Annotated in this window: 13 protein-coding genes, 1 tRNA gene and 1 pseudogene; 3 read left to right on the top strand and 12 right to left on the bottom strand. The window is 62.1% G+C overall.

The window, feature by feature from the left end:
- Window positions 1-85: 85 nt before the first annotated feature.
- The gene (locus tag WBR57_RS18785; protein WP_424085471.1) at window positions 86-979 is read right to left on the bottom strand and encodes a LysR family transcriptional regulator; all 894 of its coding nucleotides are present in this window, start codon (window positions 977-979) and stop codon (window positions 86-88) included.
- Between the two features lie 108 nt (window positions 980-1087).
- Here WBR57_RS18785 and WBR57_RS18780 point away from each other — a divergent pair, with 108 nt between their 5' ends.
- Together WBR57_RS18780 and WBR57_RS18775 are read left to right on the top strand one after the other, a co-directional pair.
- Window positions 1088-2251: an MFS transporter gene (locus WBR57_RS18780; RefSeq protein ID WP_424085469.1), complete on the top strand. Its 1164-nt coding sequence runs from the start codon at window positions 1088-1090 to the stop codon at window positions 2249-2251.
- Window positions 2248-2562, top strand: a pseudogene (locus WBR57_RS18775) (MFS transporter); the annotation flags it as partial. The gene WBR57_RS18780 and the pseudogene WBR57_RS18775, both read left to right, overlap by 4 nt.
- Window positions 2563-2592: 30 nt before the next feature.
- On the opposite strand, the gene WBR57_RS18770 reads toward WBR57_RS18775, so the two are convergent.
- Window positions 2593-2898, bottom strand: a complete 306-nt coding sequence (locus WBR57_RS18770) for a DUF6482 family protein (RefSeq protein ID WP_424085467.1) — start codon at window positions 2896-2898, stop codon at window positions 2593-2595.
- Window positions 2899-2921: 23 nt separating this feature from the next.
- Window positions 2922-3446, bottom strand: coding sequence for a DUF3833 domain-containing protein (locus WBR57_RS18765; protein ID WP_424085465.1), 525 nt, complete (start codon window positions 3444-3446; stop codon window positions 2922-2924).
- A 246-nt stretch (window positions 3447-3692) separates the two neighbouring features.
- On the opposite strand from WBR57_RS18765, the gene WBR57_RS18760 reads away from it, so the two are divergent.
- Window positions 3693-4505 (top strand): DUF1206 domain-containing protein, encoded by an 813-nt coding sequence (locus tag WBR57_RS18760; protein WP_424085463.1) that lies wholly within the window; start codon window positions 3693-3695, stop codon window positions 4503-4505.
- Window positions 4506-4625: 120 nt separating this feature from the next.
- Here the strand turns inward: WBR57_RS18760 and WBR57_RS18755 are convergent.
- The 9 genes from WBR57_RS18755 to WBR57_RS18715 all read right to left on the bottom strand — a co-directional run.
- A tRNA-Gly gene (locus tag WBR57_RS18755) sits at window positions 4626-4699 on the bottom strand.
- A gap of 207 nt (window positions 4700-4906) precedes the next feature.
- The gene (locus tag WBR57_RS18750; RefSeq protein ID WP_424085461.1) at window positions 4907-5791 is read right to left on the bottom strand and encodes an alpha/beta fold hydrolase; all 885 of its coding nucleotides are present in this window, start codon (window positions 5789-5791) and stop codon (window positions 4907-4909) included.
- A 304-nt stretch (window positions 5792-6095) separates the two neighbouring features.
- Window positions 6096-6788 (bottom strand): pseudouridine synthase, encoded by a 693-nt coding sequence (locus WBR57_RS18745; RefSeq protein WP_424085459.1) that lies wholly within the window; start codon window positions 6786-6788, stop codon window positions 6096-6098.
- Window positions 6778-6984 (bottom strand): cysteine-rich CWC family protein, encoded by a 207-nt coding sequence (locus tag WBR57_RS18740; RefSeq protein ID WP_424085458.1) that lies wholly within the window; start codon window positions 6982-6984, stop codon window positions 6778-6780. The genes WBR57_RS18745 and WBR57_RS18740 overlap by 11 nt, the downstream gene beginning before the upstream one ends.
- Before the next feature lie 50 nt (window positions 6985-7034).
- Window positions 7035-10595, bottom strand: coding sequence for an urea carboxylase (gene uca / locus WBR57_RS18735; protein WP_424085456.1), 3561 nt, complete (start codon window positions 10593-10595; stop codon window positions 7035-7037).
- 239 nt (window positions 10596-10834) lie between these two features.
- Complete coding sequence (locus WBR57_RS18730; RefSeq protein WP_424085454.1) at window positions 10835-11464, bottom strand: urea amidolyase associated protein UAAP2; 630 nt, start codon at window positions 11462-11464, stop codon at window positions 10835-10837.
- A gap of 9 nt (window positions 11465-11473) precedes the next feature.
- A complete protein-coding gene (locus tag WBR57_RS18725) occupies window positions 11474-12199 on the bottom strand; it encodes an urea amidolyase associated protein UAAP1 (protein WP_424085452.1) in 726 nt (241 codons plus the stop codon).
- Complete coding sequence (locus WBR57_RS18720) at window positions 12196-12960, bottom strand: ABC transporter ATP-binding protein (protein WP_424085450.1); 765 nt, start codon at window positions 12958-12960, stop codon at window positions 12196-12198. Before WBR57_RS18720 ends, WBR57_RS18725 begins: the two co-directional genes overlap by 4 nt.
- The coding region (locus WBR57_RS18715) for an ABC transporter permease (protein WP_424085448.1) at window positions 12957-13466 on the bottom strand (510 nt) is incomplete at its 5' end. The genes WBR57_RS18720 and WBR57_RS18715, both read right to left, overlap by 4 nt.

The raw sequence follows: 13466 nt of genomic DNA, 5'->3' as shown, positions 1-13466 counted from the left end.
CCGGTATTTGGGCAGGCGGTATCTGGAGTGTATGACCGCGCAGGAACGGTGCCTGGAAGAGGTGTTGCGGGGTTTTTCGAATGCGTCAGCGCGTGTGCAGGATCTCTGCAATCACGGCGAGGAACGCGTCAACCAACCTACTGTGTCGGTGGGCGGGGGTCAGCACCAGCAACTGCGCACACGCATCCACTTCCACCAGCGGTTTGTACGTGACGCCCTTGTTCATCAAGCTTTGGGTGCACGCCGGCACCAGCGCCGCGCCTTGCCCGGCGGCCACCAACGCAATGATCGAGGTGATCTGCCGCCCGGTCGGCCCGGCCCGCAGAGGTACGCCGTGGTGGCGGTAAAGCTGCTCGATGGACTGGTTCAGGCCCGAGCCATAGTCGGCTGGAAACAGGATCAACGGGTACGCGCTGAGCTGTGCCAGGCTGACGTCCGCCTGGCGCGCCAGCGGGCTGTCACTGGACACCGCGGCCACCAGGCGCTCCTCACCCAACGACGATGCCTGCACCTCGCTGTTGTGCGGCAGCAGCCGGCTCAGGCCGATATCCAGTCGCCCATTCGCCACCTGCGCGCCGAGGCTGCCGGAGGCGCATTCCACCAGGGTCAGCTGTACATCGGGAAAACGCTGGGCGAAGGCCTGGATGGCCTGGCTGAACAGGTCCGACAGGGCGATCGAGCTGACGTAACCCAACGCCAGTTGCCCGGCTGTGCCCGCAGCCAATTTGCCGGCGATCACTTGGGCCAGCTCCACCTGTTCCAATACGCCACGGGCATACGGCAGAAACGCGCGCCCCTGGGCGGTGAGGGAGACGGTGCGGCTGGTGCGATCAAACAGCTTGAAACCCAATTCGGCTTCCAGCGCTGAAATCTGCCGGGTCAGAGGTGGCTGTGCCAGATGCAGGCGTAGTGCCGCGCGGCCGAAGTGCAGTTCTTCAGCGACTGTCAGAAAGTAACGCAGCTTGCGTAGGTCGAGCATTCTGATCCTTGGGTATTGATCGGTCGGAAATCGGTATTGGTCACGATCATGCCGCTCATTCTATAAAGGCGTAACAAAATAAAACGCAACAAACCAACGAGAGGTTGCATGAGACCGCGTCTGCACTGTGCCCGCCTTGCCCTGTTCCTGTGTGGGTGTGCGGCGTTTCTTAATCTGTATGCAACCCAGAGCATCCTGCAGACCTTCGCCGCGCAATTTCATATCAGTGCCAGGGAAGCAGGCTGGAGCATCACCGTGACGACCCTGGCTGTGGCGATCACCGCGCCCTTTGTGAGCCGCCTGACCGGGCGTTTCGATCAGCGCACGGTGATCACCAGTGCGGCGTTGCTGCTGGCGTTCCCGGCGCTGATGGCGGCCTATGCCGATAGCTTCGCCGAGGTGCTGGTGTGGCGGTTTGCAGAGGGCATGTTGATTCCGGTGGTGTTCGCCACGAGCGTGGCTTACATCGGCGAGCGCTGGCGCGACGGCTCGGTTACCGAGGTGACCAGCCTGTATGTCGCGGGCACCGTGTTGGGTGGTTTTGCCGGGCGCTTTGTGACTGGGGTAATGACCGAATACGTGGGCTGGCGCGAGGCCTTTGAGTTACTGGCGGTGTTGAGCTTGATGGTCGGCGGGTTTATCCAGTTTCTATTGCCGGCCAATCGACCGCGCACAGCGCAGGTCAAAGGGCCTTCGTCTGGTGTTTTTCGCGCACCTTTGTTGGCGGCCTATGCCGTAGGTTTCTGCGTATTGTTTTCCCAGGTTGCGGCGTTTACCTACGCAGGGTTGTATCTCGGCCTACCGCCTTTCAGTCTAGGGCCAGCGGCTTTGGGGACGCTGTACACGGTGTTCTTGCTGGCGTTGATCGTGATCCCCATCGCGGGTCGCCTCAGCAGGGCGCGGCCCCATGTCGAATTGCTGACTGTCGCCGCGGTGCTCGGCGTAAGTGGCGCGGCCCTGACCCTGGCGCCCAGCCTTTGGTGCATCGTGGCGGGCCTGGCGCTCAGCTCTACTGGCGTGTTTCTCGCCCAGGCCGCCGCCAATGCCTTTACGGCCTCAACCGCCGGCGATAACAAGGCGGGTGCCGTTGGGGTTTATCTCACCTGCTACTACCTGGGGGGCAGTTGCGGGGCCATCGTCCCGGCGCTGATCTGGGAGCGATGGGGTTGGCCGGGTTGCGTGACGCTGATTATCGGTTTTCAACTGTTGACCCTGCTGATCGCCCTGACCGGCTGGAAGCCCCCTAAACCTGAGCGGGTTCCTACGCCATGAACGACACCGTCGCTGTGCCCGCGTCTGAAATACCTACACGCCGTCGCGCCCTTTTCGCCGGCTGCGGCGCCCATGCGGTGCACGATGTGCTTACCGATGTCATCTATGTTCTGCTGCCTGTCTGGCAGGCTCAGTTCGCGTTGTCCTACGCTCAGATCGGCCTTTTACGCGGCGCTTATTCCGGGATGATGGCGGTATTTCAGTTGATGGCCAGCCGCGTCGCCAAACGCTGGGGCGGCGTACCGATGCTGGTGGGCGTGCCGGTGGCCGTGATGCTGCTGGCGGGGATGTTATTGCTGACATTGCCGTTGGCGTGGGTGGTGCAGAGCAGTGCCTGAAGCTCACATAGACGCCGCCAGCGAAAACGGAATCCGTAACGCCCCAATTGGCCCCTCTCGCACACCGCACATTTCATCATGCACACAGTGCTGCACCAGCACACACGGGAACGGTGGGACCTTTTGCAGCAGGTCGCGCAGATGCGTGGTAGACCTGATGCGCATCGGCTTTGCATCATCGTCCATCAGGGTTATCTGCGCATCGCCCAGGTTGATGCGGGCCAGGTAGAACCCGCCCTCCAGCGAGAGCAATTGCAACTCACGTATTTCGCCTTTGATAGCCAGTTCTGTCAGCTTTTGCATATTCATGATGTGCCCTCGTACCGGGTCGTTCATTGGCGACGAAAGAACAACGTGACCTGGCCCCACTCGACGCCGAACTTGGTCATGCTCGAGCGGTTGATCAGGGTGTCCTCGTCCATCAGGTACATCCAGTCGTCAAAGCTGACTTCGTAAACGGAGCCATCCACTGGCAAGTTGAGGCGGTAGCGCCAACGCAGCGCATTACCCGCGACTTCGCCGATAGCCGCGCCAACCACATCCCCGGCCCGCCCGCGCCAGCGTCCTGGGCCATCCGGGGTTAGGGTCCACACCCGCTGCTGGCGGGTGCCATCGCTGTACAGAAAGCGCTCGTCAAGGATCAGCGCCTTGCCTTCGTGCCGGCTGGTGATATCCACCTCAAAACGTTTGGCCACCTCTCCCGAGCGTTTCTGGAAGATGCCCCAGGCCTTGACGGGTTTGCTGAAAAAACGCTCCAGGTCAAATTGCGGTTGCTGGTCGGCGTAGTGATCCACACCGACGTTGCCGCAACTGCACAGGCCGAGTACCAGCAGCAGTGAAATCAGTAGACGTGTCATGGGCTCACCCCCGCATGGTGCGCGGCGCGATGCCGACACTCAGGGTTGATACTTGTACAAAAATAACGATTTGTACAGGTTTGCGGGCGGGAGTGAAATCGCATCCCTAAAAAAACCGGTCATGCGGGACGCGCGTTGTAATGTCGAATCTGCGTGCCCCAAATCACTGTGGCCGCTGACTTGATAGATAGAACCCCATCCGGCAAGAGGGGTCTGCTCTTGTATCAGATATAGGGAATACATCGAATGTCCGCGCAACATAGCCTGGTAATACTCGCTCGGGGAGGCTACGCCGCTCGGGGAATGCTGTATTTGATCATCGGTATTTTTGCACTGCTGGCAGCACGGGATTCGACAAAGCCCAAAGACAGCCACAAGAGCCTGGAAGCCCTGCTGAGCCAACCATTCGGCTATTTTCTGGTTGGGCTTGTAGTGGCGGGTCTGCTGGCATTTGCGGCTTGGCGCGTGCTGCAAGCGACCCGTGATGTCGATCATCACGACAAAAAATTCAAAGGCTTGGTGATCCGCGCAGGTCTGTTGGCGGGCGGTTTGGTCAACGGCGCATTGGCACTGTTTGCGATGGGTTTGCTTATCACCGATCTCAAAAGTTCCGGCAGTTCCTCAGGTCAGACCCGGGACTTGCTGGCGCATCTCTTGTCCTGGAAACACTCGAACCTGTTGGTGTACCTGATCGCGCTCGTTCCGCTAGGTGTGGGTATTGCCCACATCTTCAAGGGATGGAAAGCGTCGTTCGAGCGATATTTCGAGGCCGACGCAGACGTCATGCGCTACGTTCGCCCGGTGTCTCGATTCGGTCTGGTCGCCCGTGGCGTCGTGTTTATAGAAATCTCATTGCTACTGGCAATCAGCGGTTCCACTTACCAAGCCATGGACCCTCCGGGTATGAAGGAAGCCCTGGACGCGCTCCAGAATCTGCCAGCTGGATGGCTGATGTTGATGGTGATGGCCTTGGGGCTGATTGCTTTCTCGGTTTACAGCTTCTCTGAAGCCTTCTGGCGCAAGATCAATATGGATGTGCCGGGAGTATCGAGGGCGTAGCGCATGCGAAATGAGCGAGAAGTCTGGCGCCGGGATGATCAGCGGAGGAACAGGGGGGGGCGGGGGACAAGAATGGGTTGGCTAAAGAGCCCGGTTTTGCTGGAGATTCTGGGAGGGGGGTGGAGCGGGTAGAGGGAATCGAACCCTCAACTAAAGCTTGGGAAGCTTTCGTTTTGCCACTAAACTATACCCGCATTACACATTTCTCTTTGCTCACTAAACGCTGTGTTTAAGAACCATCGTTATCAGCTTGCGAAGCTGGAGCAATGCCGTTATACGACACCCGCTCAGAGCGGCTGACTTTGTACCAGATGTGCGCTGGGATTTGAAGTTTTTCTTCGAAAAAAATGTGTGGCTTGCAGGTGGCGAGGGAGCGTGCTGGCCACCTGCAAGCCTGCATTTCAGATCGCAAACGCATGCTGTGTCTGGCCCTGGTGATAACGCAATCGGCTGACCTGCCGCTCCGGTTTCAAAAAGCCCACCACTGCCTCGCGACTGTCCCGGCACGCTGCCTTGTGTTCCATGTCCAGGAAATGCCCGGTCGCCTGCACCGTGCTGAAGCTGCTGTTCGGCACGTATTGCCCGAACTGCTTGGCATCCTGGGCGCTGGTGTATTCGTCCCATTCGCCGTTCAAGAACAGTACGGGTATGTCGATCTGCCGCGCAGCCTTGAGGTAGCACAACCGGTCGCTGTACAGCACTTCGCTGATGTGAAAATGCATCTGCCCGTATTCGTGCTCGGCCAGGTTGCTCACATGCTTGTAGTTGAAGCGCTTGAACAGTGACGGCAGGTGTTTGCCGATGGTGCTGTTGACCAGATGGCCGACGCTGTGGCGATCGAGGTTGCCGAGGTAGTCGACACCGCGTTCAAGGTAGTCGCGCATGGGCGCGTTGATCACCGGGGAAAACGAGCTGATCACCGCCTTTTCCACACGCCGTGGCCGGTGGGCGAGGGCGACCAGGGTGGCGGCGCCGCCCCAGGAAAACGACAGCACATGTTCGGCGGCAAAGTGGTCGATGAGTTCCAGGAGGATCTGGCCTTCGACTTCCTTCGTCAGCATTTGCTCATGGCGGTTATGGATTTTGGAGCGACCGGCGTAGGGCTGATCGTACAAAACCACATTGAATTGCGGGTACAGGCTTTTCACGGTCTGGGCGAAGGACGCCGTGGTGGCCATGGAGCCGTTGACCATGATGATGGTCTTCTCAGCAGCGTCCGCGCGATAGAACTCCGTGTAAACCCGGTACTGACCCTGTATATCCAACACAGCGATTTCTGGCCTCATGTCGTAAGACTCCTGGCAAGCGGGTAGGGCGCGCAGATCACTCTGCACAAGCTTTATGACAGGTAGGCATACGCCTTGAAGATGAGCACCCATGTCGATCCGATGACGGCTGGCCGACGGCTGTTGTTATGGCGGGCTGTTTGCCTGAGAGGCCCGTAGATCAAGCGCGGGCGCGGCAAGGTGTGTCTTGGAGGTTATAGGCGACTCGTCAGTCATAATCTGGCTGACGTCCTGATTCAAGCAGCAGACGCGGGATGTCGCAAGTCGCAGAAATGGGTTTTTGCCATCACCGGCTGAACGGTCGTCAGACGTGGCGGATTTCGTCGTCGGTCAACGCTCGGTACTCGCCCGGCGCAAGCGCTGCATCCAGCACCAGCGGGCCCATCCGCTCGCGATGCAGGCTGACCACTTTGTTATCAAAATGCCCGAACATCCGCTTCACCTGGTGGTAACGCCCTTCGATGATGCTCAACCGCGCCGTCGTCGGCCCCAGCAGCTCGAGTTCGGCGGGTTGAGTGGTGAGGTCCTCGAACGCGAAATACAGGCCCGCCGCAAACGTCGCGGCATACTCGGGGCCAATGGCCTGTTCCGTCTCAACCAGATAGACCTTGGGCAGCTTGGTCTGCGGTTGCGTGAGACGCCGCGACCACTGGCCATCGTTGGTCAGCAGCATCAGGCCCGTGGTGTTGAAGTCCAGGCGACCGGCGATGTGCAGCGCGGGTGTATCCGGCTCATCCAGCAAGTCCAGCACGGTGGGGTGTTGCGGGTCCGACGTGGCACTCACGCAACCCTTGGGTTTGTGCAGCATGAAATAACGCGCCGGTTTGCCCGCCTGCAGCACTTCATCGTCCACGCAAACCCGGCTGAATTCGCGCACCTCATGGTGCGGATCGCTGACCGTCACGCCATCGACAGTCACCCGCCGCTCAACCAGCAACAAGCGCACCTGCTGACGATTGAAGCGCGGCAGGTTGCTGAGGAAACGGTCAACGCGCATTGCGAAGCTGCTCATCCACCTGGGCGCAGCGCGGGCACAGGCACGCCTGGTTGCGCAATGCGTCGGGCAGGGCTTCGAGCACCGCCGGGTCGATGGTGACGCTGTAGCACCAGCAGGGCTGGTCGGCAGTACGCGGGTCGGCCAGGCTGCAATCGTTACGGGCGCCGCAGGCAGGGCAAAGGGTCGGCGTGGTCATGGGCTGGTTGTGTGCAGGGCCTTGGAAGTCCCTGCACGATACAGCGCCAGTCAGTCCCGTTCCAGCACCACGACCCGTTGCCCCGCGCCGATGCCGCTGCCCGGCTGGACAGGGATTTCCCGCACCACACCGGCAAACGGCGCGAGCACCGGGATCTCCATTTTCATCGACTCCAGAATCACCAGCACGTCGCCCGCCGCCACCCGATCACCGCACGCCACCTGGACCTGCCAGAGATTGCCGGCGATATGGCTGTCGATGCTGTACTCATTGGCCTGTAACGGCGTGTCGTCGCCCAGCGGCGGCGCCAGTTCTTCGCTGTCGAAATGCGCCTGGCCACTGGCGATCCAACGCTCGCGTTCGGCGTTGAAAGCGTGCTGCTGATGCTCACGAAACCCATCGATCGTCGAGGCTTCGCGCGCCAGGAAGGCTTGGTAATCCGCGAGGTTTAGCACGCTCTCTTCGATGTTCAGCGCAAAGCGCCCGAGGGGGAAATCGCGGCGGATGCGCAACAGTTCATCGCTGCTCACCGGGTAGAAGCGGATCTGGTCAAAAAAGCGCAGCAGCCACGGCTTGCCATCAAACGCCGCGACTTCCCGGTAGCGGTTCCACATCTGCAAGGTGCGCCCCACAAACTGGTAACCGCCGGGGCCTTCCATGCCGTACACGCAGAGGTAGGCGCCGCCGATGCCCACCGAGTTTTCGGCGGTCCAGGTGCGGGCCGGGTTGTATTTGGTGGTCACCAGGCGATGGCGCGGGTCCAGCGGGGTGGCCACCGGGGCACCGAGGTAGACGTCGCCCAGGCCCATCACCAGGTAGCTGGCGTCGAACACGGTGTGGCGCACTGCGTCGAGGTTGGCCAGGTCGTTGATGCGCCGGATGAACTCCAGGTTGCTCGGGCACCAGGGCGCGTCCTTGCGCACGGTGGTCATGTATTTGTCGATCGCCAGCTGGCACGCCGGGTCATCCCAGGACAGCGGCAGGTGCACGATACGCGACGGCACTTGCAGGTTTTGCCGGGCGCACACGGCGGCCCAGTCGCTGGCGATCAGCACCAGCAGGTCGGCCAGCGGCAGTTGCTCGGGTTGGTAATGGACCTGCAGCGAGCGGATGCCTGGGGTCAGGTCGATCACCCCGTGCAGGGCGCGGGTTTCCAGGGCTTGCATCAGTGCGTGGCCGCGAAAGCGCAGCACCAGGTCCAGCTCGGCGGCGCCGATTTCCAGCAGCAGATGAGTGTCACCGGCGAGGCGGGCGACCAGGCGGGTGTCGGCCAGGCCGATGTCCAACACCACAGGTGATTCAATCCCACAGGCACGCCAGCCCGGTTGCGGCACTTGATCCCAGTTCAAGGCGAGGTCGCGGGCCGTTTTGAGGTCGACGGGTTCGAAGCGGATTCTGTCCCCGGCCTTGAGCTGGCCGAGCTGCCACAGGTCGGCCTCGATCACCGTTACCGGGCACACAAACCCGCCCAGGCTCGGCCCGTCCGGCCCGAGAATCACCGGCATGTCCCCGGTAAAATCCACTGCGCCGATGGCATAGGGGTTGTCGTGAATATTCGACGGGTGCAGCCCCGCTTCACCGCCATCGGTGCGCGCCCACATCGGCTTGGGGCCGATCAACCGAACGCCGGTGCGGCTGGAGTTGAAATGTACCTCCCACTGCGTGGCGAAGAAGGTCTCGATGTACTCGGGTTTTAAGTATTCCGGCGCGCCGTGTGGGCCGTAAATCACCCGGAGTGTGCGCACGTGCGTGAGGGGTTCGGTGACCAACTGCTGCCCTGCATTGACGTCCACCAGCGGCGCCAGGTGCAGCACATCACCGGCGCGCAACGCGCGCCCGCCATGCCCGCCGAACTGGCCCAGCGTGAAGGTGCTTTTACTGCCCAGGTAGTCCGGCACTTGCAGCCCACCGCGCAGGCACACGTAGCTGCGTGCGCCTGCCCCGGCGATGCTGCCCAGGCTCAAGGTAGCGCCCGCCGGGATCAGCAACGCGGTGTTCATCGGCACCGCCTGGTCATTCAGCAGCAACGGAATCTGCGCGCCCGTCACCGCGACCACCGCCGCGCAATTGAAGCGCAGCAGCGGCCCGCTCATGGTGATTTCCAGCGCAGCCGCGCCGTCATCATTGCCCAGCAGGCGATTGCCCAACCGCAGCGCGCGGCTGTCCATCGGCCCCGACGGCGGTACGCCAACGGCCCAATAGCCGAGGCGGCCAGGGTAGTCCTGCACGCTGGTTTGCGTGCCTGCGCTGAGCACCTCGACGGTGTCGGCGACGTAGACCAGGTCTTCCAGGCAGCGCGTCCACGGCCGGCCACTGGCGAAGGGCGCGGCCAGCAGAATCTGGCGCAGGTAATCGCGGTTGGTTTCCACGCCGTAGAGCTGGCTGTCGCTCAACGCTTGATGCAGATCCAGGCGTGCCTGTTCGCGGGTCGGCGCCCAGGCGATGAGCTTGGCGAGCATCGGGTCGAAATACGGTGGGATCTCGCAACCGGCTTCTACCCAGGTGTCGATCCGCAGTCCATCGGCTTTTGGGAAGTCCACGCAGGTCAGCAGCCCCGGGCTTGGCTGGAAATCCCGACCAGGGTCTTCCGCATACAAGCGCGCCTGAATCGCATGGCCCTGGGGTTGCAGTTCCAGGGTATGCAGCGGTGGCATTTCCCCCGCCGCCAGTTGCACCATCCAGCGCACCAGGTCCACGCCCCACACCTGTTCGGTGACGCCGTGTTCCACCTGCAAGCGCGTGTTCACTTCAAGGAAATAGAAGCGGTCGTCACTGCTGTCAAAGATAAATTCGACGGTGCCGGCGCTGCGGTAATTCACCGCTTTGGCCAAGGTGATGGCGGCCGAGCACAAGGCCTCGGCCATGCCTTCGGGCAGGTTCGGCGCCGGGGTTTCCTCAAGGACTTTCTGGTTGCGCCGCTGCACCGAGCAATCGCGCACGCCGAGGGCGATGACCTCACCAGCACCGTCACCGAACACCTGCACTTCCAGGTGGCGCGCGTGCTGGATGTACTTCTCGATAAACACCCCGGCATCGCTGAAGTTGTTCTGCCCCAGGCGCTTGACCGCCTCAAAGGACTCGCTCAACTCGGCCGCGCTGCGGCACACACGCATACCGATACCGCCACCGCCGGCAGTGCTCTTGAGCATCACTGGGTAGCCCACGCCGTTGGCGGCCTGCAGTGCGGCGTCGAGGCTGTCGAGCAGTTCGGTGCCTTCCAGCAACGGGATGTTGTATTGCTTGGCCAAGGCGCGGGCGGTGTGCTTGAGGCCGAAGACGCGCAGCTGTTCCGGCGTTGGGCCGACAAACGCGATACCGGCGTCTTCACAGGCTTGTGCAAAGGCGGCGTTTTCCGAGAGAAATCCGTAGCCAGGGTGAATCGCTTTGGCGCCACAGGCCTTGGCCGTGGCGAGGATTTTTTCCACCGCCAGATACGTCCCCGCCGCCGCGCCTTCGCCGAGGCTATAGGCCTCGTCGGCCTGCTGGATATGCAGGCTCGCCGCATCAGCCTCGGCGTACACGGCGACGCCTTTGACGTGCAGCGCGCGCAAGGTGCGCAGGATGCGGCAGGCGATGGCGCCACGGTTGGCGATCAAGAGTTTTTCGAACATGGCGAAACCCTGCGGGCCGTCCCGCAAAGTGGGGGTAGCACTACGGTCGTCCGGAGTGCATGCGATTAGTGTGGAAGGGGGCTTGCCCCGATAGCGGTGGTTCAGCAAATGTCTAAGTGGCTGATACACCGCTTTCGGGGGCAAGCCCCCTCCCACATTGGATCTCTAGCGCTTTTGGAAGCACTGCCCGGCGCGGGATTGGCACAGGGCGAACAACCATTTACGCAACCGCTTCATTTTCAGTTCCATACCAGCAGCTCCGCAGGGGTGGGGTTGTAGGCGTTGCACGGGTTGTTCAATTGCGGGCAGTTGGAGATCAGCACGATCACGTCCATCTCCGCGCGCAGATCGACGTATTTGCCGGGGGCGGAAATGCCGTCTTCAAAGGTCAACCCACCGTCGGCGGTGACCGGCACATTCATGAAGAAATTGATGTTCGGCCCGATGTCGCTTTTGCCCAGCCGCCCGTCGTGGGCGCAGGCGCGCAGGTAGTTGTCGCGGCAGCTGTGCATGTAGCGTTTTTCCAAGGCGTAGCGCACGGTGTTGCTCTCTTGGGCGCAGGCGCCGCCGAGGGTGTCGTGGCGCCCGCAGGTGTCGTCGACGATGGTCAGCATCGGTTGGCCGAGGTTGGAATACAGCACGCTGCCGGTGCCCAGGTACACGCTGTTTTGCCGACGCAGGGTGCGTTGCACGTCGTAGCGTTCCTTGGGGTTCTTGAGGCTGTAGAACAGCGTGTCGACGGCCTGGTTGCCCTCAAGGTCGAGGATGCGCAAGGTCTGCCCGGCCTTGACCTCCATCAGCCACGGCTCACCGGCGGGAATGGTCGCGCGGTACACCGCGGCGTCGGGTTGTTTCAGTGCGATAGACATGGCAGCTCCTCAGGCGAACAGGCGGTCGGTGTTGATAAAGCCACGCTCGTTTTCCGGGCGCGAGGTGCGGCAGTGTTCGGCGACGCTGGCGTCGGCGTTCATCCAGCTGAGTTTGAGCGGTTGCGGGGCGTAGGCCGGATTCGGGTCCATCGGGTGTTGCAGCGCGGTGAGCACCACCAGGGTGTCCATCGGCGCGTAGAGCTCGATGTAGTCACCAGCTGTGGAATTGCCCGGCACAAAGTGCAGACCGCCGTCGCCGTCCACGCTGACGCGGCTGAACAGGTTGAGGGTCATCAGCAGGTCGGACAGGCCCAGGCCCCACTTGCCCAGCTCCACCAGCAGGTTGTCGGTACCGTTGCGGAAAAAACCGTTGCGCAGTTCTTGATAACGGCCCTGGCCATACTTCTCGGCCACTTCGGCGGCGCACAACACGCCGCCGATGCTGTCACTCCAGCCGCAGGTGTCGGCGGTGATCGCGGCCAGCACGCGGCCCATGTCCGAGTACAGGCAATGGCCGGTGGTGAGCTTGGCGGTGTGTTGGCATTTGAGACTGTCGGGCAGGTTCAGGCGCTCGGTTTTTTCATTCGCGTTGAGCAAGGTCAGGCTGACGTTGGCGCCGCCGCGAATGTCGGTGAGGCGCAGCAGTTGGCCGCGCTTGAGCACGAACGAACGGTGGCCGCCGCCGGGTAGCATTTCTTCGGCGAAGGGTGGGAACAGTTGAGTCGAATCGGTCATTTGGCAGTCGCTCCAAGTTCGGCGGCGAGTGCCTTGCGACGCTCGCTGTTCAAAGGGATGTCATAGGTGATGCGGGCGCCATAGGCGCCGGGGGCGTGGGGGTCGACGCGAACCTTGTCGAACACCAGCAGGCGAGTGCCGAGGCTGAAGCCTTCGCTGAGGTCATGGGTGACCATGAACACCGTCAGCCGGGTTTCGCGCCACAGCTCCAGCAGCAACTGGTGCATGTCTTTGCGAATGCCCGGGTCGAGGGCGCCGAAGGGTTCGTCCAGCAGCAATACGCGGGGTTTCATGATCAGCGCCTGGGCGATGGCCAGGCGTTGTTGCATGCCGCCGGAGAGCTGCGCGGGGTACTTGTCCAGGGCGTGGCCAAGGCCGACTTTGTGCAGCAGTGCGGCGGCCTGTTCACGGGCGTCTGTCTTGGCCTTGCCGAACAGCCGCCCCAGCAGCGGCGAGCGCGGCAGTTCGAGGCCCAGGGCGACGTTATCGAGCACACTCAAATGCGGGAACACCGAGTACCGCTGGAACACCACGCCACGGCTGGCATCCGGCTCGCCGGCAAGCGCTTGGCCGTCCAGCAGGATCTGGCCCTTGCTCGCGGTTTCCTGGCCCAGCAACAGGCGCAAAAAGGTCGACTTGCCGCAACCGGAGGTGCCCACCAGCGTGCAAAACTCGCCCTCGGCTACCTGCAGGTTGAGGCCTTCCAGCACCACTTGGTCGCCATAGCGCTGCCACACATTGTTGACGCTGATAAAGCTCATGCGCGCGCTCCTTCATACCAGGGGAACGCGCGCCGAGTCAGGGCCTTGAGGCCCCAGTCCATCAGCCAGGCCAGCAGGGTGATCCACACCACGTAAGGCAAGATCACGTCCATCGCCAGGTAGCGGCGTACCAGGAAGATCCGGTAGCCCAGCCCGTCGGTGGAGGCGATGGCCTCGGCGGCGATCAAGAACAACCACGCCGAGCCGAGCATCAGTCGCAGCGAGATCAGCAGGCGCGGCAGCAATTGCGGCAGCACCACGCGCAACATCAGGGTCCAGGTGTTGGCGCCGAGGGTCTGGGCTTTCACCAGCAGTTCGACGGGGATCTCGCGCGCGCGCTGCTCCAGGTCGCGCGCCAGGCACGGGGTCACGCCGATGACGATCAGCATCACTTTGGACAACTCCCCCAGCCCGAACACGATGAACAGAATCGGCAGGATCGCCAGCGGCGGCACCATCGACAGCACGGTGAGCAACGGCGACAGCGGCGCGCCAAACAGCGGCAG

Origin of the sequence: Pseudomonas sp., assembly GCF_049590575.1 — a bacterium.
Taxonomy (GTDB): Bacteria; Pseudomonadota; Gammaproteobacteria; order Pseudomonadales; family Pseudomonadaceae; genus Aquipseudomonas.
The sequence above is the reverse complement of the archived record's forward strand: the minus strand, read 5'-3'. Positions and strand labels throughout refer to the sequence as shown.

Coding starts and splice junctions, on each gene's coding strand:
- WBR57_RS18785 (WP_424085471.1), bottom strand. CDS start 979: ATGCTCGACCTACGCAAGCTGCGTTACTTTCTGACAGTCGCTGAAGAA.
- WBR57_RS18780 (WP_424085469.1), top strand. CDS start 1,088: ATGAGACCGCGTCTGCACTGTGCCCGCCTTGCCCTGTTCCTGTGTGGG.
- WBR57_RS18770 (WP_424085467.1), bottom strand. CDS start 2,898: ATGAATATGCAAAAGCTGACAGAACTGGCTATCAAAGGCGAAATACGT.
- WBR57_RS18765 (WP_424085465.1), bottom strand. CDS start 3,446: ATGACACGTCTACTGATTTCACTGCTGCTGGTACTCGGCCTGTGCAGT.
- WBR57_RS18760 (WP_424085463.1), top strand. CDS start 3,693: ATGTCCGCGCAACATAGCCTGGTAATACTCGCTCGGGGAGGCTACGCC.
- WBR57_RS18750 (WP_424085461.1), bottom strand. CDS start 5,791: ATGAGGCCAGAAATCGCTGTGTTGGATATACAGGGTCAGTACCGGGTT.
- WBR57_RS18745 (WP_424085459.1), bottom strand. CDS start 6,788: ATGCGCGTTGACCGTTTCCTCAGCAACCTGCCGCGCTTCAATCGTCAG.
- WBR57_RS18740 (WP_424085458.1), bottom strand. CDS start 6,984: ATGACCACGCCGACCCTTTGCCCTGCCTGCGGCGCCCGTAACGATTGC.
- uca (WP_424085456.1), bottom strand. CDS start 10,595: ATGTTCGAAAAACTCTTGATCGCCAACCGTGGCGCCATCGCCTGCCGC.
- WBR57_RS18730 (WP_424085454.1), bottom strand. CDS start 11,464: ATGTCTATCGCACTGAAACAACCCGACGCCGCGGTGTACCGCGCGACC.
- WBR57_RS18725 (WP_424085452.1), bottom strand. CDS start 12,199: ATGACCGATTCGACTCAACTGTTCCCACCCTTCGCCGAAGAAATGCTA.
- WBR57_RS18720 (WP_424085450.1), bottom strand. CDS start 12,960: ATGAGCTTTATCAGCGTCAACAATGTGTGGCAGCGCTATGGCGACCAA.